The sequence below is a fragment of the Nonomuraea fuscirosea genome, assembly GCF_003001935.1.
GTDB classification, from domain to species: Bacteria; Actinomycetota; Actinomycetes; order Streptosporangiales; family Streptosporangiaceae; genus Nonomuraea; species Nonomuraea fuscirosea.
Genome location: NZ_PVNG01000034.1, coordinates 62073 through 83092 on the forward strand (window position 1 = coordinate 62073; position 21020 = coordinate 83092).

18 protein-coding genes are annotated in these 21020 nt (G+C 69.6%); 12 read left to right on the forward strand and 6 right to left on the reverse strand.

Translation table 11 applies throughout. The annotated features are described in order from the left end of the window. Positions 1 to 55 precede the first annotated feature (55 nt). Positions 56 to 919: an oxygenase MpaB family protein gene (locus B0I32_RS51110; RefSeq protein ID WP_245956660.1), complete on the forward strand. Its 864-nt coding sequence runs from the start codon at positions 56 to 58 to the stop codon at positions 917 to 919. Positions 920 to 1045: 126 nt separating this feature from the next. Here B0I32_RS51110 and B0I32_RS51115 read toward each other — a convergent pair whose 3' ends face one another. From B0I32_RS51115 to B0I32_RS51130, 5 genes are all read right to left on the reverse strand, one after another. Next, positions 1046 to 1798 carry a PadR family transcriptional regulator gene (locus B0I32_RS51115; RefSeq protein WP_106252216.1) on the reverse strand — a complete coding sequence of 251 codons (753 nt, stop codon included), beginning with the start codon at positions 1796 to 1798 and terminating at the stop codon, positions 1046 to 1048. Next, positions 1795 to 2598: a DUF4097 family beta strand repeat-containing protein gene (locus B0I32_RS51120; RefSeq protein WP_106252218.1), complete on the reverse strand. Its 804-nt coding sequence runs from the start codon at positions 2596 to 2598 to the stop codon at positions 1795 to 1797. The genes B0I32_RS51115 and B0I32_RS51120 overlap by 4 nt, the downstream gene beginning before the upstream one ends. A 159-nt stretch (positions 2599 to 2757) precedes the next feature. Continuing rightward, a complete protein-coding gene (locus tag B0I32_RS58450; protein ID WP_181308704.1) occupies positions 2758 to 2934 on the reverse strand; it encodes a DUF6104 family protein in 177 nt (58 codons plus the stop codon). A gap of 94 nt (positions 2935 to 3028) precedes the next feature. Beyond that, on the reverse strand, positions 3029 to 6676 hold the full coding sequence (locus B0I32_RS51125; protein ID WP_106252265.1) for a multifunctional oxoglutarate decarboxylase/oxoglutarate dehydrogenase thiamine pyrophosphate-binding subunit/dihydrolipoyllysine-residue succinyltransferase subunit: 3648 nt from the start codon (positions 6674 to 6676) through the stop codon (positions 3029 to 3031). 204 nt (positions 6677 to 6880) lie between these two features. Then, positions 6881 to 7525 carry a B3/B4 domain-containing protein gene (locus tag B0I32_RS51130; protein WP_106252219.1) on the reverse strand — a complete coding sequence of 215 codons (645 nt, stop codon included), beginning with the start codon at positions 7523 to 7525 and terminating at the stop codon, positions 6881 to 6883. 87 nt (positions 7526 to 7612) lie between these two features. On the opposite strand from B0I32_RS51130, the gene B0I32_RS51135 reads away from it, so the two are divergent. Next, positions 7613 to 8179 carry a winged helix-turn-helix domain-containing protein gene (locus B0I32_RS51135; protein WP_106252267.1) on the forward strand — a complete coding sequence of 189 codons (567 nt, stop codon included), beginning with the start codon at positions 7613 to 7615 and terminating at the stop codon, positions 8177 to 8179. Continuing rightward, positions 8176 to 9492 (forward strand): MFS transporter, encoded by a 1317-nt coding sequence (locus tag B0I32_RS51140; protein ID WP_106252221.1) that lies wholly within the window; start codon positions 8176 to 8178, stop codon positions 9490 to 9492. The genes B0I32_RS51135 and B0I32_RS51140 overlap by 4 nt, the downstream gene beginning before the upstream one ends. On the opposite strand, the gene B0I32_RS51145 is transcribed toward B0I32_RS51140, so the two are convergent. Continuing rightward, entirely contained in the window at positions 9440 to 10285 is an 846-nt protein-coding gene (locus B0I32_RS51145) for a glutathione S-transferase family protein (RefSeq protein ID WP_106252223.1), read from the reverse strand. The genes B0I32_RS51140 and B0I32_RS51145 overlap by 53 nt on opposite strands. Before the next feature lie 45 nt (positions 10286 to 10330). On the opposite strand from B0I32_RS51145, the gene B0I32_RS51150 reads away from it, so the two are divergent. From B0I32_RS51150 to B0I32_RS51190, 9 genes are all read left to right on the forward strand, one after another. Beyond that, a complete protein-coding gene (locus B0I32_RS51150; RefSeq protein WP_245956661.1) occupies positions 10331 to 11389 on the forward strand; it encodes an MBL fold metallo-hydrolase in 1059 nt (352 codons plus the stop codon). Positions 11390 to 11440: 51 nt separating this feature from the next. Beyond that, positions 11441 to 12313, forward strand: coding sequence for an SDR family oxidoreductase (locus tag B0I32_RS51155; RefSeq protein ID WP_106252226.1), 873 nt, complete (start codon positions 11441 to 11443; stop codon positions 12311 to 12313). 386 nt (positions 12314 to 12699) lie between these two features. After that, positions 12700 to 13857, forward strand: a complete 1158-nt coding sequence (locus B0I32_RS51160; protein ID WP_106252228.1) for an ROK family transcriptional regulator — start codon at positions 12700 to 12702, stop codon at positions 13855 to 13857. An 11-nt stretch (positions 13858 to 13868) separates the two neighbouring features. Beyond that, positions 13869 to 15353, forward strand: a complete 1485-nt coding sequence (locus B0I32_RS51165) for a sugar ABC transporter ATP-binding protein (protein WP_219912441.1) — start codon at positions 13869 to 13871, stop codon at positions 15351 to 15353. Beyond that, entirely contained in the window at positions 15353 to 16360 is a 1008-nt protein-coding gene (locus tag B0I32_RS51170; protein ID WP_106252229.1) for an ABC transporter permease, read from the forward strand. The genes B0I32_RS51165 and B0I32_RS51170 overlap by 1 nt, the downstream gene beginning before the upstream one ends. Then, positions 16357 to 17412, forward strand: a complete 1056-nt coding sequence (locus tag B0I32_RS51175) for an ABC transporter substrate-binding protein (protein WP_106252231.1) — start codon at positions 16357 to 16359, stop codon at positions 17410 to 17412. Before B0I32_RS51170 ends, B0I32_RS51175 begins: the two co-directional genes overlap by 4 nt. A gap of 17 nt (positions 17413 to 17429) precedes the next feature. Beyond that, the gene (locus tag B0I32_RS51180; protein WP_106252232.1) at positions 17430 to 18581 is read left to right on the forward strand and encodes a Gfo/Idh/MocA family protein; all 1152 of its coding nucleotides are present in this window, start codon (positions 17430 to 17432) and stop codon (positions 18579 to 18581) included. Next, a complete protein-coding gene (locus tag B0I32_RS51185) occupies positions 18578 to 19585 on the forward strand; it encodes a sugar phosphate isomerase/epimerase family protein (protein ID WP_106252234.1) in 1008 nt (335 codons plus the stop codon). The genes B0I32_RS51180 and B0I32_RS51185 overlap by 4 nt, the downstream gene beginning before the upstream one ends. Before the next feature lie 136 nt (positions 19586 to 19721). Beyond that, on the forward strand, positions 19722 to 21017 hold the full coding sequence (locus B0I32_RS51190; protein ID WP_106252236.1) for a Fic family protein: 1296 nt from the start codon (positions 19722 to 19724) through the stop codon (positions 21015 to 21017). Positions 21018 to 21020 lie beyond the last annotated feature (3 nt).

A 21020-nucleotide genomic window follows, 5' to 3' on the forward strand; every position in this document is an offset into this window, starting at 1 on the left:
CTGACGCTTCCGGGTGATACAAGAGGTAAGCGGTGGTGTCACCCGGGAGGTTGTCATGATGGACATCGAGCCCTTCGGCCCCGGGTCGATGCACTGGGACACGACCGGCGAATACCGCAACCTGCTCGTGGCCGGCAGCGCGCTCGTGCTCCAGACCATGCATCCGGCGGTCGGCGCGGCGGTGGCCGAGCACTCCACGTACAAGAGCGATCCGTGGGGGCGGCTGGAGCGCACGCTGGTGTCCGTGCAGAAATGGGTGTACGGCGGCGCCGACGGCCCGGCCGAGGGCCGGCGGCTCAGGGAGCTGCACAAGCCGATCAGCGGAGTGGACGAGAGCGGCCGGCACTACCACGCGCTGAACGGCGAGGCGTGGACCTGGGTGCACCTGTCGCTGTTCGAGCGGTTCATCGTGCTCAACCGCTATTTCGGCACCCCGTTCACCCGCGAGCAGGAGCGGCGCTTCTACGCCGAGTCGCGGCAGCTCGGCGCGATCCTACGGGTGCCCGAGCGGGAGCTGCCCGAGGACCTCGACGGGTTCTGGCGCTACTTCGACCGGATGGTGGCCGAGCGGCTGGAGGCGCATCCGACGGCGCTCGACGTGCTCTCGGTCATGCGCGGCACCCCGGCGCCGCCGGGGCTGCCCGCTCCGCTGCGCCGGTTGTGGACGCCGGTCGGGGCCGGGGCGGGGGAGTTCAGCTATTTCCTCACCGTCGGCACCCTGCCTTCCGCCGTACGACGGAAGCTCGGGCTGCGGTGGACGGGCCGGGAGGAGCGGCGGCTGCGGCATCTCGGGCACGCCGTGGCCATGCTGACCCCGCGCCTGCCTGAGCGTCTGCGTTACATGCCCATCGCCTATCACGCCCGCAAGGCCGCCCGGAGCTCCCGTCGCGCCGGCCGCGACCAGCTCCGCTCCGCTTGACGGCCCCCGGCTCACGTCGCCCCGGCGGCCAACCGCTCACGCTCGTCCCAGCGGCCTCCGGCTCACGCTCGCCCCGGCGGTCACCGGTTCGCTCCGCCTGGATGCGGGGGTGCGGGCGGAACGGGGTCAGCGGTCGAGGATGTCGTGGATGGTGCGGCTGGTCTCGTGCAGCGTCGTACGCAGCTCGTTCAGCTGCTCCGGAGTGAGCCGGGCCTGCGACGCCTCCTCGCGGACCTGGGCGACGAAGTCGGCCAGCAGTTCGCCCAGCTCGGCGTCCAGTTCGGCCCGGTTGGCCGGCCCGCCGGACGGTTGGCCGCCGAGCGTCGCCCAGACCTCCGACCAGATCCGGCGCCACTCGCCGCTGAGCCGCTCGCCCTCGTCCTGCCAGTGGGTGGCGTGTTCCATCCACTGCCGCTTCTGCTGCTCCCGCAGGCGCCTGATGTCCTCTTTCTGCTTCTGGCGCATCCGCCTGGTGTCCTCGGCCGCGCCCGTGCGCACGTCCTTGGCCATCCGGGTCAGCTCGTCGCGCAGCGACTTGACCGTGTCGCGGACGTCCTCCTTGACCTCGCGGGCGATGTCGCGCACGGAGGCGGAGATCTCCTGCTCCAGGTCGTCGAGCTCGTCGAGCCGGGCGTTCAGCTCCTCGCGGCCCTTGTCGGTGATCGAGAACACCTTCTTGCCCTCGACCACCTCGTGCGTCACGAGGCCCTCCTCCTCCAGGCGGGCCAGGCGCGGATAGATCGTGCCGGGGGAGGGCGAGTAGACGCCGAGGAAGCGGTCCTGCAGCAGCCGGATGACCTCGTAGCCGTGGCGCGGGCTCTCCTCCAGCAGCTTGAGCAGGTACAGCCGGAGCCGGCCGTGACCGAAGACAGGGCTCATTCCTTCTCTCCCTTGAGCAGCGTGACCTCGCCTGAGACCGTGATCGCCGACAGCGAGGCCATGCCGCCACCCAGCCGTCCCGACAGCGTCTTGGAGCCGGGGTTGTTCGTGTTGGACAGTCCGTCGAAGGTGCTGACCAGCCTGCCGGAGGTGGATCTGAAGCTGACGTCCGCCTCCACGTTCTTGGGCAGCCTGACCAGGATGTCACCGGAAACACTGTTGAGTGTCACGTGACCCGTGGGACGCAGGAAGAGATCGGCGGTGATGCGGCCGGAGACGCTGTTGGCCTTCAGCCGGCGTGGCGTGCCGTGGGCCACGGTCAGGTCGCCCGAGACGCTGACGAACGACAGGTCGCCGCCCAGCGCCCGGCTCTCCACGGCGCCCGAGACGGTGTTGGCGGCCACATCGCCGCTGACCCCGTCGAGCACGATGTCGCCGGAGACGCTCTTGACGTTGGTCGCCTTCTCGAACCCGGCCACCAGCGCGGGTGCGGTCACCACGCCCGCCTTGACCCGGCAGTGCTTGGGCACGGTGATGGACAGGACCGTTCTGCGCTTGTCCCGGCGCAGCCAGCCGAGCAGGCCGTCCCAGGTGAGGTCACGATAGGCGACGGTGAGCTCTTTGTTCGCCTCGTCGTAGGTGACCAGGAGCGGGGAGGCGGAGTCGAACTCGGCCACCTCCAGGGTGGGTGGGCCGTCGCTGGCCAGCACGTCGAGGCGGCCGGCGACGATGCGCACGTCGAGTGAGTCCACGTCGCCGAAGGTCAGTTGCCCCGGCTCTTCGATCGTCCACTGCTGCATGCTCCGCCGGCCCTCTCGTTGTGGGTACGCTCCTACTACATTTCACGATATGTCGCGTTCGAGGGAAACTCAAGATGTATCGCGTTATGAACGGTGCCACGGCCCCCATCGCGGGACGAACCGTACGGACGCGACCGTGCCTCCCGTCGCAAGGGAGGGTCAGTCGTCCTCGTCGTCGAGGCGGGCCAGCCAGGTGGCCAGGCGCTCGATCGGCGTCTCGAACTCCGGGTTGAGGTCGACGAACTCGCGCAGCCGTTCCCCGAGCCACAGCAGGCTGACCTCTTCCTCGCCCCGCCGTTCGACCAGCTCCTCGATCCCCCGATCGGTGAAGTACATCGTGTTCCCCTTCCATCTGTGGGCCCGGCTGCGATGTGTGGCCGGACAAGCAGCGAGCCCCCGGCGAGAACCGGGGGCTCGCTGGTCAGACCGGTCAGCCGAAGATCTGCTGCTGGATCTCTTCGAGCTCGGTGTCGTGCGAGTTGTGCGAACCCGTGGCCGGCGAGCTGTTGGCCGCGCGCGATACGCGCCGCACGGTCCGTCCGCCCAGCGTCCCCGGGTCCTCGGCCAGCTTGAGGGTCAGGTACGGCCACGGCCCCATGTTGGTCGGCTCGTCCTGGGCCCACACCAGCTCGACCTGGTCCCCGTAGCGCCCCAGCTCGGCCGCCAGCTCGTCCGACGGGAACGGGTAGAGCCGCTCCAGCCGCACGAGGGCGACGTCGTCGCGGCCCGACTTGTCGCGCGCCGCGGCCAGCTCGTAGTAGAGCTTGCCGGAGGTGAGCACGACCTTGGTCACCTTGCCGGGATCGACGGTGGTGTCACCGAGGACCGGCTGGAAGGTGCCCGAGGTGAAGTCGGCCGCCCTGGACGTGGCCGCCTTGTGGCGCAGCAGCCACTTGGGCGTGAAGACCACCATCGGCTTGTGCCGCTCCGACTCCACCTGCCAGCGCAGCAGGTGGAAGTAGTTGGCCGGAGTGGTGGGCTGCGCGACCGTCATGTTGTCGAGCGCGCAGACCTGGAGGAAGCGCTCGATGCGGGCCGAGGAGTGGTCGGGGCCCTGGCCCTCGAAACCGTGCGGCAGCAGCAGCACGACCGAGGACTTCTGGCCCCACTTCTGCTCGCCCGACGAGATGAACTCGTCGATGATCGTCTGGGCGCCGTTGACGAAGTCGCCGAACTGCGCCTCCCAGAGGACCAGCGCGTCGGGACGGACCACGCTGTAGCCGTACTCGAAGCCCAGCGCCGCGAACTCGCTGAGCAGCGAGTCGTAGACGTAGAACTTCGTGGTGCCCTGGTTGAACGTCTTGAGCGGCGTGTGGTCGGCGCCGGTCATCCGGTCCACCAGAACGGCGTGCCGCTGGGTGAACGTGCCGCGGCGGGAGTCCTGGCCGACCAGGCGCACCGGGTGGCCGTCGATCAGCAGCGAGCCGAACGCCAGCGTCTCGCCCATCGCCCAGTCGATCGCGTCCTGCTCGACGCTCTGGCCGCGGCGCTGCAGCACCGGCGCGAGCCGGGGATGCGGCGTGAAGCCCTCGGGCAGGTTGAGCTGGGTGTCGACGATGCGCTTGAGCGTCTCGTCGCTGATCGCGGTCGGCGTGTCCTCGTGGGACCACTTGACGACCTCGGTCGGCGGCACCCGCATCGCGCCCGCCTCCAGCGGCTTCTTCGCCGCCTCGCGGGTCTCGGTGAACGCCTGCTCCAGCTTGGCCTGGTAGTCGCGCAGCGCCTGCTCGGCCTCTTCGACCGTGATGTCGCCGCGGCCGATCAGGGCCTCGGTGTAGAGCTTGCGGGTCGAGCGCTTGGCGTCGATGAGGTCGTACATCAGCGGCTGGGTGAAGGCGGGGTTGTCGCCCTCGTTGTGGCCGCGGCGGCGGTAGCAGATGAGGTCGATGACGACGTCCTTGCGGAACGCCTGGCGGTATTCGTAGGCCAGCTCGCCCACGCGTACCACGGCCTCGGGGTCGTCGCCGTTGACGTGGAAGATCGGCGCCTGGATCATCCGCGCCACGTCGGTCGCGTAGACCGAGGAGCGGGAGGAGGCGGGCGAGGTGGTGAAGCCGACCTGGTTGTTGACCACCACGTGCACGGTGCCGCCGGTGCGGTAGCCGCGCAGCTGCGACAGGTTGAGCGTCTCGGCCACGACGCCCTGGCCGGCGAAGGCCGCGTCACCGTGGACGAGGACCGGCAGGACCGTGAAGCCCTCCTCGCCGCGCTCCAGGAGGTCCTGCTTGGCGCGGACCACGCCTTCGAGGACCGGGTCGACGGCCTCCAGGTGGGAGGGGTTGGCGACCACGGAGGCGGTGATGGTCTTGCCGCTCGGCGCGGTGAACTCGCCGCTCGCGCCCAGGTGGTACTTCACGTCGCCCGAGCCGTGCGCGGTGCGCGGGTCGATGTTGCCCTCGAACTCGCCGAAGATCTGGGCGTAGGACTTGCCCACGATGTTGGCCAGCACGTTGAGGCGGCCGCGGTGGGCCATGCCGATGACGACCTCGTCGAGGTCCTCGTCGGCGGCGTCGCTGATCACCGAGTCGAGCAGCGGGATCAGGGACTCGCCGCCCTCCAGCGAGAAGCGCTTCTGGCCGACGAACTTCGTCTGCAGGAACGTCTCGAACGCCTCGGCGGTATTGAGCCGCGACAGGATGTTGAGCTGCTCGTCGCGCTCGGGCGACTTGTGCGGCTTCTCCACCCGCGCCTGGATCCAGGCCCGCTCCTCGGGGTTCTGGATGTGCATGTACTCGATGCCGACGGTGCGGCAGTAGGAGTCACGCAGCACGCCCAGGATCTCGCGCAGCTTCATCAGCGGCCGGCCGCCGAACCCGCCGGTGGCGAACTCGCGCTCCAGGTCCCACAGCGTCAGGCCGTGGGACTGGATGTCGAGGTCGGGGTGCTTGCGCTGCTTGTATTCGAGCGGGTCGGTCTCGGCCATCAGGTGCCCGCGCACGCGGTAGGCGTGGATGAGCTCGATGACGCGCGCGGATTTGGCCACGTCGTCGTCGTGGGAGGCCGAGATGTCCTGGACCCAGCGGACCGGCTCGTACGGGATCCGCAGCGCCTCGAAGATCTCGTCGTAGAAGCCGTCCTCGCCGAGCAGCAGCCGGTGGATCTGGCGCAGGAAGTCGCCCGACTGGGCGCCCTGGATGATCCGGTGATCGTAGGTGCTGGTCAGCGTCATGACCTTGGAGACGGCCAGGCGCGAGAGCGTGTCGGGGGAGGCCCCCTGGTATTCGGCCGGGTATTCCATCGCGCCGACGCCGATGATCGTGCCCTGACCGGGCATGAGGCGCGGAACGGAGTGGACCGTGCCGATCGTGCCGGGGTTGGTCAGCGAGATCGTGGTGCCGGCGAAGTCGTCGACGCCCAGCTTGCCGGAGCGAGCCTTGCGGACGACCTCTTCGTAGGCGACCCAGAACTGGCGGAAGTCCATCTCCTCGGCGCCCTTGATGGAGGGCACGAGCAGCTGGCGGTCGCCGTTGCTCTTCTGCACGTCGATGGCCAGGCCGAAGCCGACGTGCTCGGGCTTGACCAGGGTCGGCTTGCCGTCGATCTCCGCGTAGGAGTAGTTCATCTCCGGCATGGCGCGCAGCGCCTTGACGATCGCGAAGCCGATCAGATGGGTGAAGGAGATCTTGCCGCCACGACCCCGCTTGAGGTGATTGTTGATCACGATGCGGTTGTCGATGAGCAGCTTGGCCGGGATGGCCCGCACGCTCGTCGCCGTCGGAACCGTCAGCGACAGGTCCATGTTGGCGGCCGTGCGTGCGGCGGCGCCGCGCAGCTTGACCTCTTCGGCGCCCTTGGGCACCGGAGTGGCCGGCTGCTTCGGCTTCTCGGCCGCGGGCTGCGCCTTGGGCGCGGCCTTGGCCGGTGCCGGTGGAGGCGGCGCGGTGACAGTGCCGTTCGCCGCCTCCCTGACCGGGGTTCGGCCCGGTCCGTAATCAGGGTTGTAGTCAGCGAAGAAGTTCCACCAGGCCTTGTCGACAGACTCAGGATCTTGGAGGTACTTCTGGTACAGCTCGTCGACAAGCCACTCGTTCTGACCAAAGCTTGCCAGCGGGTTTGTCCGCGACGACTCAGACGACACGGCGGAAATCGCCCTCTTCCGCAGATCGGCGTTGATGTTAGAGAACCTGTCCAAGGCTACTCGCCCGGACCGGCAACGCGCGCCGAAGAGCCCGCGCCGCCTCGAACGATCCTCTCAGGACAGCGCGAAGAGGTCACGCTCGCCTAGTCAATCCGGGTTGTGCGCCATTTATTACTCTTTGGTATCAACGTCCAGCCCTGAGGTTTATTTCACGCTGGACAGCAACCGGCTGGTGATCCGTACCTCTGGGGACAACTCGGACAGGAGGTCCGCAAGCTCCTCGCCCGCCTGCTTGAGCTCCTCCAGCGACATGGGCTCCAGCCGTTCGAGCAGGAAGATCGCGTTGGTGGTCTCCTCGGTGAGGCGGGTGCGCACCACCTGGCGCCAGTTCCACCGGCGGCAGGTGACGCCGGCGTCGTCGCGCCAGATCACCTCGCCGGGCTCCGGCTGCCCGAGCGCCTCCTCCGACGGCTCGTCGCCGATGGCCCTGACCAGCCGGGCCGGGCCGACGTAGCGGTCGAGGTCCTCGCCGCCGATGGGCAGCGCGTGCTTGACGCTGATCGAGTTGTACGCGTCGACCGCGCGGTTGATCTCCGGCAGCGGCATGCGGCGGGTGAGCGCGTCGACCGAGGGCCGGGTGCGCTGCGGCTTGGCGCCGAAGGCGCGGTAGGCGTCCTTCCAGGCGTCGATCTTGTCCGCCTGCACCTCCGCCTCCGAGGCCTCGGCCAGCCAGGCCCGGGTGCGGTCGTCGGTGGGCCCGTTGCTCAGGCCGTGTGCGGTCATGACCAGCACCGCGAAGTCGGGTCGCAGCGCGAGGACGGAGTCGTCCACCCAGATGTCGTCGAGCATCCCCACAGTTTAGGAGGCGGGAAACCCAGGAGCGGAAACCGCAAAATCCACTTTGCAAAATTCGTTTTGCGGTTTATCGTCGGTGGCATGCAGGAGTCGTACAAGATCACTGATCCGCAGGTGCTCAGGGCGGTCACCCATCCGCTCCGAGCCCGGATGCTCGGGCTGCTGCGCGCCGACGGGCCGGCCACCGCGAGCGAGCTCGGCCGCAAGATGGGCGAGAGTTCGGGCTCCACCAGCTACCACCTGCGCGAGCTGTTCAAGTTCGGCTTCATCGAGGAGGACGACGACCGGCGCGACGGCCGTGAGCGCCGCTGGCGGGCCCGCCACCGCTACACCTCGTGGAACAGCAGGGAGATGGCCGACACCGCCGAGGGGCGCGAGGTGATCAGGGTCATGCGGCTGTGGCAGGCCGAGGCGCTCGGGCAGATCGTGCAGGAGTTCGACGAGTCCGGGTGGTCTCCCGAGTGGGTGGAGACGGCCGGCCTGAGCGACCACATCGCCGAGCTGCCCCCGGCCGGGCTGGCGGAGTTCATGGCGCGGACGGACGAGGTCCTGCGCGAGCTGATCGCCCGCCACGCGGGCGCTCCCGACATCGAGCAGGTACGGATCTGGGTCGGGGGCTTCCCCCGGGCCAGGGAGGAGAGGTCATGACCGCGCGTTCGGCGTTCCGGCGTTATCTGCTCGTCAGTTTCCTGACCTGGCTGCCCGTGGGGCTCATGGCGGCCAGCATGGTGCTGCTGATGACCGAGCGGGGGCTCGGCCTGGCCCAGATCGGCCTGGTGGTCACCGTCTTCTCGCTCGTGGCCGTGAGCCTGGAGCTGCCCACGGGCGGCTTCGCCGACGTCGTGGGGCGGCGCGTGGTGCTGGCCGCCTCGGCCGCGGTCACGGTGGCGGCGCTCGCGCTGATCAGCGTGTCCACGACGTTCTGGATGTTCGTGGCCTGCGGCGTGCTGAAGGGCGTGGCCAGGGCGCTGTCCAGCGGCCCGGCCACCTCCTGGTACGTCGACACGCTGCACGGCATCGAGGGCCGGGACGCCGACCTCAAGCCGGGCCTGGCCGGGGGCAGCGCGATGGAGTCCGTGGCCCTGTGCGCGGGCGTGCTGGCGGGTGGCGCCCTGCCGCTCCTGGTGCCGCCCTCGCTGATCTTCCCGCTGGCCGCGCCGCCCCTGGTGGGCGCGGTGGCGGCGCTGGTGCTGCTGGTTGTGGTGATCTTCGCGATGCCCGAGCCGGCCCACGAGCGCCGCTCGTTCGGCGGTGTCCTGCGCGAGGTGCCGGCCACGGTGGCCGGTGGCATCAGGCTCGCGCTGCGGGGCGCGGTGCTGCGCCGGCTCATGCTCGCCGCCGTCGTCTCCGGCGTCGTCCTGACCAGCATCGAGCTGCTCACGCCCGGCCGGCTGGCCGAGCTGGCGGGCACGGCGGAGAGCGGCAGTCTGGCCTACGCGGTGGTGGCGGCGCTCGGGTTCGCCGGCAGCGCGGCGGGCAGTTCGCTCGCGCCCCGCGCCGCGCGGCTGGCGGGCGGCTCCGCGAGGGGCGCCATCGCGGGCACGGTGCTGACGGCGCTCTCCGTCGCCGCGCTGGCCGCCACGGCGGGCCTCGCCGGCGTCGCGGGGCTGGTGAGCGCTGGGCTGGCCTACGTGGTGCTCTTCGTGGGCCTCGCGGTGGCGGGCGTGCTGTGCCTGGAGATGACGCACAGGGCGGTCACCGCGGCCGAGCGCACCACGGTCACCTCGACCAGTTCGCTGTCCCTGCAAGGCGGCGGGGCCGCGGCCAACCTCGCGCTCGGCGCCCTGGCCGCCCAGGCGGGGCTGCCGGTGGCGTGGGGGATCACGGCGGCGGTGGCGCTGGCCTCGGTGCTGGTGTTCGTCCGGATGCCCCTGCCGCCGGGCGATCAGGCGGTCACGGACCCCGAGGTCACAGGCTCCAGTCCAGATCAGGCCCTACCGGCACGATCCGGCTCGGGTTGATGCCGGGCTGGGTGAGGTAGTAATGACGCTTGATCTGGTCGAAGTCGGTGGTTTCGCCGAAGGCCGGGATGGCATGCAACCGGCGCGCGTACGCCCAGAGCGCCGGATAGTCGGCCAGCCGGCGGACCGAGCACTTGAAGTGCGTGTGATAGACGACGTCGAACCTGGCCAGGGTCGTGTAGAGGCGCACATCGCTGTCGGTGAGCGTGTCGAAGAGGAAGTCCGACCCGGCCAGGCGCACCTCCAGCAGGTCGAGGGTGGTGAACACCCGCGCGACCGCCTCCTCGTACACCTGCTGGTCACGGGAGAAGCCCGCCTCGTAGACCGCATTGTTGAGGCCGTGGTAGAGGCGGTCGTTCATGATGTCGATGTCGGGGCGCAGGCGTTCCGGATAGAGGTCGGGGGAGGTCCCCCATGACGTCTCCAGGTCGAGGGTGATCTGGGGGAAGTCGTTGGTGACGATCCGCTTGTCCTGCTCGTCCCAGACGCAGGGAACGGTGTAGCGGCCCGTGTAGCCGGGGTCGGTGGCGTGATAGAGCTCCGACAGGTATTCGGGGTCGCCGCCGGGGACCCGCCAGCCCTTCTCGTCCCTGATGGGGTCCACGATCGTGACGTCCAGCAGGTCCTCCAGGCCGAGCAGCGCGCGGACGATCAGCACCCGCTGGGCCCACGGGCAGGCGTAGGAGGCGTAGAGCCGGTAGCGGCCCGGCTCGGGAGGGCCGAGCCGATCCGTGAAGCGGTTGGGCTGCCGGACGAAGCGGCCATCGGCGTCGAACTCGCGGCTCGGCTTCATGACCCCAGTAGAACACGATTCGGACACAGAACTATATTCGGGCGTGTGGCGAAATTTGTGGTGACACCCTCGAACGCGGCACAGCGAGAGGCGTGGGTAGGCGGGACCATCCCCGACGTCGAACGGGTCCGGCCGGGAGTGTGGTCGGTCCCGGTGCCGATCCCGATCAACCCCCTCCGGTACGTGCTGGTCTACGTCCTCGAACTGCCCGACGGCGTGGCGATCATCGACGCCGGCTGGAACACCGACGAGGCGTACGACGCGCTCGTCGCGGGCCTGGGCGTGGCCGGGTACGCGATCACCGACGTCAAGGGCGTGCTCGTCACCCACATCCACCCCGACCACTACGGCCTGGCCGGACGGGTCCGCGAGAATTCCGGCGCCTGGATCGCGCTGCATCCCGCGGACGCCCGCCTGGTCCGCGAGCGCTACGACGACGCGGCCATCGACTCCCTCGTGCAGCGCGAGCGGGCGCTGCTGCAGCGCTGCGGCGTCCCCGAGCTGACGCTGGACGAGCTGGCCGGGGCGTCCATGATGATCAGGCACATGGTCTCGATGGCCAGGCCGGACCGGCTGGTCGAGGACGGCGAGGAGCTCGGCCTGCCCGGCTGGGACCTGCGGGCCGTCTGGACGCCCGGCCACTCACCCGGTCACCTGTGCTTCGTCTCGCCCGAGCGCAAGGTGCTGTTCTCGGGTGACCACGTGCTGGCGAAGATCACGCCGATCGTGGCTGTGCATCCCCAGTCGGGGCCCAACCCGCTGGCAGACTACCTCGACTCGCTGGCCGCCGTCCGCAAGCTGGAGGTGGACGAGGTGCTGCCGGCGCACGAGTTCCGCTTCCTCGAACTGGCCGAACGGGTGGACACCGTGATGGCGCACCACGACGAGCGGCTGGCCGAGATCGAGCACGTGCTGGGCGCGGCCGGGCCGTCGTCGTGCTGGGACGTGGCCACCCGGTTGACCTGGTCGCGGCCCTGGGAGACGATCCCGCCGTTCATGCGGCGCTCGGCCAACAACGAGACGCTGGCTCACCTGGCCTGGTTGGAGGCGAAGGGGCGGGTAGTGCGGCAGGCGGGTGAACCGGACCTGTGGCTGAGGCCCTGAGCCGGTTATCGTACTCATACTAGAATGTTGTTCTCCTGCGCGGGAGGTTCGATGCTTCGGTTCGATGACAGGGTCGCGATCATCACGGGGGCCGGGCACGGCCTCGGCAGATCCCACGCCCTCATGCTGGCCGAGCGGGGCGCCAAGGTCGTCGTCAACGACCTCGGCGGCGCGCTCGACGGCACGGGCGCCTCGACGGGGCCGGCCGCCGAGGTCGCCGACCTCATCACGAAGAACGGCGGCCAGGCCGTGGCCAACGCCGACGACATCTCCACGCCGGAAGGGGCCAGGGCGGTCGTCCAGGCGGCCGTGGACGCGTACGGCAAGGTCGACATCGTCGTCAACAACGCCGGCATCCTGCGCGACAAGTCGTTCGGGAAGATGACGGTCGAGGAGTTCGACGCGGTGCTGGCCGTGCACGTACGCGGCTCCTACCTGGTCAGCCAGGCCGCCTACCCGCTGATGAAGGCGGCCGGTTACGGGCGCGTCGTCAACACCTCCAGCCCGGCCGGGCTCTTCGGCAACTTCGGGCAGGCCAACTACTCCACCGCCAAGATGGGCCTGGTCGGCCTGACCAAGACGATCGGCATCGAGGGCGCGCGCAACGGCATCAAGGCCAACGCGATCGCCCCCGTCGCCTGGACCCGGATGACGGAGGCGCTGCTGCCGGCCGAGTTCGAGGCCAAGTTCACGCCCGAGCGGGTCAGCGCGCTGGTCGCCTACCTGGTGCACGAGTCGTGCGAGACGAGCGGCGAGGTCTTCACCGTCGGCGCCGGCCGGGTGGCGCGGGTGTTCGTGGCCGAGGGGCCCGGCTGGAAGACCGACGACGTCACGCCCGAGGCGATCGAGGCCAACTGGGAGGCGGTCATGGCCGAGCAGCCGTACGTGCTGACGGCCGGCGACTCGATGAAGGCGATGCTCTGACGGCACCGCTCCTCCGGCGACGCTGCTCTGACGGCACGGCTGCTCTGATCGGGCTGATCGGGCCGCGGCCGTCCAACGTGCTCCGATCGTGATGTACGGCGTCCGCGCCGCGCTGACAGCGTGGCGCAGGGCCGCGACGCTCTGACAACGGCGCGGTCACGGACCACCCCCAGATGCCGTAGCGGCGGGTTCCGCCGCAGGTGAAGCCGCGGTTTCCCGGCGCCGGTCCTCTGACAGGGACCGGCGCTCCGCGCATCCGCCTGATGTCGGAAATATCGATACGAACGGGTTGGAACCCCGCCTTTGTTCGATCCTCGGCGGAAGTTGGGCGGGTTTGGTCGATTATCACTCTTGATTTGCCGCATCGGTGATCTTATTGTCGCGGCATGACCCCCCTGCCGGGCTCCGCCGGCGACGTGCTGACGCTGATCAGCGCGGGCTCCGCGACCACCCGTTCCGATCTGGCGAAGCTGACCGGCCTGGCCAGATCCACGATCTCCCAGCGCGTCGACGCGCTGATCGAACGCGGGCTGGTCGAGGAGACCGAGAGCGGCGAGTCCACCGGCGGAAGGCCGCCGCGCCAGCTGCGCCTGCACACCGAGGAGCACGCCTTCGCCGGCGTGGACCTCGGCGCCACGCACTGCCGGGTCGCGCTGATGGACATCTCGGGCGAGGTGCTGGCCGAGTGCGAGGACGGGCTGCTGATCGGGGAGGGCCCGGAGACGGTGCTCGCCCACGTGGACCAGCGGCTCGACCACCTGCTCGACCGGGTCGGACGGCCCCGCGCGGCGCTGCGGGCCATCGGGATCGGCGTGCCGGGCCCGGTGGAGTTCGCCACAGGACGGCCGAACAACCCGCCGATCATGCCGGGCTGGAACGACTACCCCGTCCCCGAGTACTTCGGCGGCGTCGAGGTTCTGGTGGACAACGACGTCAACGTGATGGCCCTGGGCGAGCACCGCAACGCCTTCCCGGGCGCCAGTCACCTGCTGTTCGTCAAGGTCGGCACCGGCATCGGCTGCGGCATCATCGCCGAGGGCACGCTGCACCGGGGCGCTCAGGGCTCGGCCGGTGACATCGGGCACATCCGGGTCAGCGGTCACGACGACGCCGGCTGCCGGTGCGGCAACAGCGCCTGCCTCGAAGCCGTGGCCGGTGGGGCCGCGATCGCGCGGCGCCTCAGCGAGCTCGGCCTGTCCGCCGAGTCGGGAGGCGACGTGGTGGCGCTCGTCCAGGCGGGCGACACGCAGGCGCTGCGCCTGGTCAGGGAGGCCGGCCGGCTGATCGGCGAGGTGCTGGCCGGCCTGGTCAACTTCTTCAACCCCGAGGTCATCGTCATCGGCGGCGCGCTGTCGCGGGTGCACGAGCATCTGCTGGCCGGGATCAGGGAGACGGTCTACCGCAGATCGCTGCCGCTGGCCACGCATCATCTGTCCATCACGCCGAGCCGTACCGGCATCAACGCCGCCGCGCTCGGCGCCGGAATCCTAGCGATCGAGCACTACCTGTCACCCGACAACATCAACCGCATCGTCAACGCCTGAAAGGGACTCCGATGCTGGTCATGAAGGGCATCGTCAAGCAGTTCCCCGGCGTGCGCGCGCTGGACGGGGTCGATCTGGACGTACGCGCGGGCGAGGTGCACTGCCTGCTCGGCCAGAACGGCGCCGGTAAATCCACCCTGATCAAAGTGCTCGCCGGAGTTCACCAGCCGGACGAGGGCACCATTTTGTTCAACGGGAGCGAAGTACGTCCCGGGAGTCCCATCGACGCCATCAAACTCGGCTTCGCCACCATCTACCAGGAACTCGACCTGGTCGACGGGCTCACCGTGGCCGAGAACATCTTCCTCGGCCACGAGCACGCCCGCCTGGGCTTCGTCAACAGAGGCGAGGGCAGGCGCGCCGCGCGCGAGGTGCTCGAACGCCTGGGCCATCCGGAGATCCGTCCGTCGGCCGAGGTCGGACGGCTGTCGCCGGCGGCCAAGCAGGTCGTCTCGATGGCCCGCGCGCTCTCGCACGACGCGCGCCTGATCATCATGGACGAGCCGTCCGCCGCCCTCGCGCACGACGAGGTGGCCAACCTCTTCCGCATCATCCGCGAGCTCACCGCCCAGGGTGTGGCCGTGGTCTACATCTCCCACCGCCTGGAGGAGATCCGCGAGATCGGCGACCGCGTCACGGTGCTGAAGGACGGCCGCACGGTCGCCGTCGGCCTGTCCGCCAGCGAGACCCCGACCACGCAGATCGTCTCCCTGATGACGGGCCGGAACGTCGAGTACGTCTTCCCGCCCAGAGGCGGCCGTGAGCCGGGCGAGGAGGTCCTCCGCGTGGAGAACCTCACCTCGCCCGGCGTCTTCGCCGACGTCTCCTTCTCGGTACGGGCGGGCGAGATCGTCGGCCTGGCCGGGCTCGTCGGCTCGGGCCGCTCGGAGATCCTCGAAGCCGTGTACGGCGCCCGCCCCGCCTCGGGCCGCGTCCTGCTCGAAGGCCGCCAGGCACGCCGCGGCGTCGTCGGCACGGTCAAGCGCGGCATGGGCCTGGCCCCCGAGGAACGCAAGGCCCAGGCCCTGCTCCTCGACCAGAGCGTGACGGCCAACATCACGCTGGGCACCCTGCCGGGCTTCTCCAAGTTCGGCTGGATCGACCGCAAGCGCGAGCTGGACGAGGCCAAGCGCCTGTCCGAACTGCTCGACATCCGGCCACCCGACCCGGAACGCCCGATCCGCACCCTCTCCGGCGGCAACCAGCAGAAGGCCGTGCTCGCCCGCTGGCTGCTCGGCGGCACCAAGCTGCTCCTGCTGGACGAGCCGACCAGAGGCGTGGACGTGGGCGCCAGGGCCGAGCTGTACGCGGTCATCCACGACCTGGCCGAGCAGGGCATCGGTGTGCTCCTGGTCTCCAGCGAGGTGCCCGAGGTGCTCGGCCTGGCGGACCGGGTGCTGGTGCTGCGCGAAGGGACCGTCATCCACGAGGGCGAGGCCGAAGGGCTGGACGAGCACCGCGTACTGGACATGATCATGAATGGGAGGGCGGCGTGATGAGCGAGCCCACGACGGACCGGCCCCCGGGGAAGACGGCCGCCCTGTCACTGCCGTCGATCCGCGGCGTCGGAGAGATGCGCCACCTCGGCCTGTTCGGCGCGCTGGCGCTGCTGGTGGTGGTCGGGTTGATCACCCGGCCGGACAACTTCGCGACCGCCTCCAACCTGGTCAGCATCCTGTCGCTGGCGGCCACCATCGGCGTGATCACGGTCGGCGCCACGTTCGTCATCATCGGCGGCGGCATCGACCTGTCGGTGGGCGCCGTCATGGCGCTGGCCTCGGTGTGGGCGACGACGCTGGCCACGCAGTCGTACGGGCCGGTGGTGATGGCGATCTGCGCGATCCTCGTCGGCACCGGGGCGGGGCTGGTCAACGGCATCCTGATCGCCTACGGGCGGCTGGTGCCGTTCATCGCCACGCTGGCCATGCTGGTGGCCGCCCGCGGGCTGGCGCAGCGCATGTCCGACCGCAAGACGCAGCTGATCCAGTCCGACAACGCCGCCCTCGTGGACCTGTCGACCACCCGCGTGGCCGGCATCCCGCTGCTGGTCTACGTCTTCGCCCTCGTCGTGGTGCTCGGATGGGTGCTGCTCAACCGCACGACGTTCGGGCGGCGTACGTACGCGGTCGGCGGCAACCCCGAGGCGGCCCGCCTGGCCGGCATCGACGTGCGCAGGCACACGATGCTGCTCTACGCCCTGTCCGGGCTGTGCTGCGGCATCGCGGCCATCCTGATCATGGCGCGCACCACGACGGGCTCGTCCACCCACGGCGACCTGTACGAGCTCGACGCGATCGCCGCGGTGATCATCGGCGGCACGCTGCTCACCGGAGGGCGAGGCACGATCATGGGCTCCATCCTGGGCCTGCTGATCTTCACCCTCATCACCAACCTGTTCATCCTCAACGGCCTCAACACCAGCGACCAGCTGATCGCCAAGGGCCTGATCATCGTCGTCGCCGTCCTTCTCCAGCGGCGGAACCTGAAGGAGAGAGCACCATGAGTGACAACGTCGCCCGCAGGGGATTCCTCGTCGGCGGTCTCGGCGGAGCCGTTCTCTTAGCGTCCGGCTGCACCAGCAACGAGCCCGCGGCCGCTCCGTCGAGCGCGGCCCCGGCGCCGGCCCAGGCGACCGGCGGCAACGACCAGCCGGGCACCAAGGTCGTGATCGGGTTCTCGGCCCCGGCCGCCGACCACGGCTGGATCGCGGCCATCGCCAAGAACGCCGAAAGTGCCGCCAAGCAGTATTCCGACATCGAGTTCAAGCCCGTCGAGCCCACCAACGACATCAACCAGCAGATCTCCGCGGTCGAGTCGCTGATCGCGGCCAAGGTGAACGCGCTGGTGATCCTGCCCAACGACGGCCAGCAGCTCAACCAGGTCGCGCTGCAGGCCACCGAGGCGGGCATCCCGGTGATCAACCTTGACCGCATCTTCCCCGACAAGCTCGCCTACCGGACCTGGATCGGCGGCGACAACTACGGCATGGGCGTGGCCGCCGGCCACTACATCGGCACGGAGCTCAAGAGCAAGAACGTGTCGAACCCCGTGATCGTGGAGATCCAGGGCATCGCCACGCTGCCCCTGACCCAGGACCGCAGCAAGGGCTTCGCCGACGCGCTCAAGACCTACGGGTTCAAGGTCACGGCCCAGCAGGACGCCCAGTTCACCGTCGAGACCGGCAACGAGGTGGCCACCTCGCTGCTGCAGGCGCACAAGAAGATCGACGCGCTCTGGAACCACGACGACGACCAGGGCGTGGGCGTGCTCGCCGCGATCAAGGAGGCCAGCCGCGACGAGTTCATCATGGTCGGCGGGGCCGGCTCGCTGAACGCGATGAAGGAGATCCAGTCGGGCACCTCCGTGCTCAAGGCTACGGTCACGTACAGCCCGACCATGGCCTCCTCGGCGATCAAGCTGGCGCGTCTGATAGCACAGGGGAAGGGCATGAGTGATCTGGTGGAGAACCAGGTTCCCCAGTCGATCACACTCGCGTCCGAGACCATCACCAAGGACAACGTCGAGAAGTACCTGGCGCTCGGCTTCGAATCCTGATCCTGATCGGGGGTTGCATGTCAGACAGAACCACCATCGGCGTGGGCATGGTCGGCTACGCCTTCATGGGCCGTGTCCATTCCCAAGCCTGGCGTAGTGTGGGCGCCTTCTTCGACCTGCCGCTGGCACCGCGCATGGCGGTGCTCTCCGGCAGATCCAAGGAGCGCACCGAGGCGGCCGCCGCGCAGCTCGGCTGGGACGACGTCGAGACCGACTGGAGAGAGCTGGTCAAGCGCGACGACGTGCAGATCGTGGACATCTGCACGCCGGGCGACTCTCACGCCGAGATCGCCATCGCCGCGTTGCAGGCCGGCAAGCACGTCCTCTGCGAGAAGCCGCTGGCCAACACCGTGGCCGAGGCCGAGGCCATGGTGGCGGCCGCCGCCGCGGCGCCGGGCAAGAGCATGGTGGCCTTCAACTACCGGCGGGTGCCCGCGATCGCGCTCGCCCGCCGGTACGTCGAGCAGGGCCGGATCGGCGAGATCAGGCACGTACGCGCCGCGTACCTGCAGGACTGGATCGTCGATCCCGAGTTCCCGCTGGTCTGGCGGCTGCAGAAGGACAAGGCGGGCGCCGGCGCGCTCGGCGACATCGGCTCGCACATCGTGGACGCCGCCCAGTTCATCACCGGCCAGAACGTGGTGGGCGTGTCCGCGCTGACGGAGACGTTCATCAAGGACCGGCCGCTGGCGGCGGAGTCGGCCGGGCTGGGAGCCACCGGCTCCTCGGCCCGGGGCACCGTCACCGTCGACGACGCCGCGCTGTTCATCGGCCGGCTGTCGGGCGGCGCGGTGGCCTCGTTCGAGGCCACCCGCTTCGCCTACGGGCGCAAGAACGCGATGCGCATCGAGATCAACGGCTCGCGCGGCAGCCTGGCCTTCGACTTCGAGGCGATGAACGAGCTCTGGTACAGCGCCGACGGCGGCGGCTTCGAGCGCATCCTGGTCACCGAGCCCGACCACCCGTACGTCGGCGCCTGGTGGCCGCCCGGCCACGGCCTCGGCTACGAGCACACGTTCACCCACGAGATCAAGGACTTCCTGGAAGCGGTCGCCACCGGAGCCGACCCGACGCCCTCGTTCGCCGACGGGCTGCGGGTGCAGCGTGTACTGGAGGCGGTCGAGCGCAGCGCGGCTGAGGGCAGCCGCTACACGAACGTGGAGGACTGATGAGACCCGTCACACTGTTCACCGGACAGTGGGCCGACCTGCCCTTCGAGGAGGTCTGCCGGCTGGCCGCCGAATGGGGCTACGACGGCCTGGAGATCGCCTGCTCGGGCGACCACTTCGACGTGGCCCAGGCCGTGTCGGACCCGTCATACGTAGAGCAGAAGCGCGCACAGCTGGACAAGCACGGCCTGAAGGTATGGACGATCTCCAACCACCTCGTGGGCCAGGCCGTGTGCGACCATCCCATCGACGAGCGGCACAAGGCCATCCTGCCCGCGCGCATCTGGGGCTCGGGCGATCCCGAGTCCGTGCGCCAGGCGGCGGCCGAAGACCTGAAGAACACCGCCCGCGCCGCCGCGCTGCTCGGCGTGGACACCGTGGTGGGCTTCACCGGGTCGTCGATCTGGCACACGGTCGCGATGTTCCCGCCGGTGCCCGCCTCCATGGTGGACGCCGGCTACCAGGACTTCGCCGACCGCTGGAACCCGATCCTCGACGTCTTCGACGAGGTCGGGGTGCGGTTCGCGCACGAGGTGCACCCGAGCGAGATCGCCTACGACTACCACACCACCGTGCGCACCCTGGAGGCCATCGGCCACCGGCCGGCGTTCGGCCTCAACTGGGACCCCTCGCACATGGTGTGGCAGGACATCGACCCGGTCGGGTTCATCCTCGACTTCAAGGACCGCATCTACCACGTGGACTGCAAGGACACGCGGGTCCGGGTCGGCGACGGCCGCAAGGGCCGCCTGTCCTCGCACCTGCCGTGGGCGGACATGCGCCGAGGCTGGGACTTCGTCTCGACCGGCCGCGGCGACGTGCCGTGGGAGGACTGCTTCAGGGCGCTGAACTCGATCGGGTACGAAGGGCCGATCTCGATCGAGTGGGAGGACGCGGGGATGGACCGGCTGGACGGGGCCAAGGAGGCGCTGTCCTACATCCGCACCCTCAACGCCATCACCCCACCGACCACCGCCTTCGACGCGGCCTTCTCCACCACGTAAACGGCTGTTTCTGCGCCCCTCGGCCCCTCGGGCCGGGGGGCGCATGCCTTTCTGCTTATCCTTTCACCGCCGCCACGGCAATGAAAGGATACGCGTTATCCTTTCACGCTCGGGGTCGGCGTGAAAGGATAACGCCGTGGCGGAGTATCGTGAAGCGTCGTGGTCCGCGGCGTGGGACGCCCCGAGCAAGCGAGACCGGCGCGGGGGCACCTATCGCCCTTACGTGCCCGACCAGCTGACAGGCGGAACCGTCGCCGTGTCGCCGGAGGTCGCCAGGGAGGCGGCGCAGGCGGAAAGTCTGGTGCGACAGCTCGCCGCGCACTCCGCCGGCCACGGGCTGGAGGGCCTCGCCCGGTTTCTTCTCCGGTCGGAGGCCATCGCCTCCTCGCGGATCGAAGGGCTTCAGACCTCCCCGCAGCAGGTGGCCCTGGCTGAGCTGGCCGCTCATGAGACGGGGGTGTCCAAGGGGTTCACCACCACGGCCGCTCTGGTCGCCAACAACGTGACGACCCTCCGGCGGGCGGTCACCGATCTCGTGAACGTCGAGACGGTGGCGACGGCGGACATCGTCGCGCTGCACACCGTCCTCCTTCCCGACGAGAAGCATCACGGACTGCGCGAGGTGCAGAACTGGGTGGGTGGCGGCAACTGGCATCCGCTGGACGCCGAGTTCGTCCCTCCGCCGCCTGAGCTGGTGCGGCCGCTGATGGACGATCTCGTGTCGTACATCAACACGGCGGAACACGCTCCGCTCGTCCAGGCGGCGCTGGCGCACGCTCAGTTCGAGACGATCCACCCGTTCACCGACGGCAACGGCAGGGTGGGCAGGGCGCTGGTGCACACGATTCTCACCCGGCGCGGGCTGACGCCCCATGCGATCCTGCCGATCAGCCTCGTGCTGCTCACCCGGTCGGACGCCTACATCGACGGGCTCACCGCGTACCGGCATGGGAAGGCCTCTCGTTCGGCCGAAGCACAGCGCGGGACGGACGCGTGGCTCCGGGTGTTTCTCGCGGCCGCGAACACCGCTGTCGAGCAGGCCAGGAAATTCGCCGACGAGCTCGACGAACTGAACGCCGAGTGGGTGCGACGGCATCACCGATACCGGGAGTCGCAAGGGGCGCGACCGGTGCCCAGGGCCGACTCGGCCGTGGCGCGACTGCTGCACCTTCTCCCTGCTGCGCCGCTTCTGACCGCACGCACCGTGCAGTGCCTGCTCTCGGTGACGCACCCGGCCGCCAGGCAGGCGCTGGAGGAACTCGCCGGGGCGGGCATCCTGCACCCCAAGCAGGTCGAGAGGAATACGCGGGGGTACTTGGCGCGTGAGGTCTTCGACCTGCTCACGCTGACAGAGCGCCGCTTGGCCAGCACACGCTGGGACACCCGCGAATCGCCGCCGGGCCGCATCGTTCCAGCCCGGCCACAGAAGTGACGA

What these genes read in the sequence shown, in the direction of transcription:
- B0I32_RS51110 (WP_245956660.1), top strand. Translation starts at nt 56, where the DNA reads ATGATGGACATCGAGCCCTTCGGCCCCGGGTCGATGCACTGGGACACG.
- B0I32_RS51115 (WP_106252216.1), bottom strand. Translation starts at nt 1,798, where the DNA reads ATGAGCCCTGTCTTCGGTCACGGCCGGCTCCGGCTGTACCTGCTCAAG.
- B0I32_RS51120 (WP_106252218.1), bottom strand. Translation starts at nt 2,598, where the DNA reads ATGCAGCAGTGGACGATCGAAGAGCCGGGGCAACTGACCTTCGGCGAC.
- B0I32_RS58450 (WP_181308704.1), bottom strand. Translation starts at nt 2,934, where the DNA reads ATGTACTTCACCGATCGGGGGATCGAGGAGCTGGTCGAACGGCGGGGC.
- B0I32_RS51130 (WP_106252219.1), bottom strand. Translation starts at nt 7,525, where the DNA reads ATGCTCGACGACATCTGGGTGGACGACTCCGTCCTCGCGCTGCGACCC.
- B0I32_RS51135 (WP_106252267.1), top strand. Translation starts at nt 7,613, where the DNA reads ATGCAGGAGTCGTACAAGATCACTGATCCGCAGGTGCTCAGGGCGGTC.
- B0I32_RS51140 (WP_106252221.1), top strand. Translation starts at nt 8,176, where the DNA reads ATGACCGCGCGTTCGGCGTTCCGGCGTTATCTGCTCGTCAGTTTCCTG.
- B0I32_RS51145 (WP_106252223.1), bottom strand. Translation starts at nt 10,285, where the DNA reads ATGAAGCCGAGCCGCGAGTTCGACGCCGATGGCCGCTTCGTCCGGCAG.
- B0I32_RS51155 (WP_106252226.1), top strand. Translation starts at nt 11,441, where the DNA reads ATGCTTCGGTTCGATGACAGGGTCGCGATCATCACGGGGGCCGGGCAC.
- B0I32_RS51160 (WP_106252228.1), top strand. Translation starts at nt 12,700, where the DNA reads ATGACCCCCCTGCCGGGCTCCGCCGGCGACGTGCTGACGCTGATCAGC.
- B0I32_RS51165 (WP_219912441.1), top strand. Translation starts at nt 13,869, where the DNA reads ATGCTGGTCATGAAGGGCATCGTCAAGCAGTTCCCCGGCGTGCGCGCG.
- B0I32_RS51170 (WP_106252229.1), top strand. Translation starts at nt 15,353, where the DNA reads ATGAGCGAGCCCACGACGGACCGGCCCCCGGGGAAGACGGCCGCCCTG.
- B0I32_RS51175 (WP_106252231.1), top strand. Translation starts at nt 16,357, where the DNA reads ATGAGTGACAACGTCGCCCGCAGGGGATTCCTCGTCGGCGGTCTCGGC.
- B0I32_RS51180 (WP_106252232.1), top strand. Translation starts at nt 17,430, where the DNA reads ATGTCAGACAGAACCACCATCGGCGTGGGCATGGTCGGCTACGCCTTC.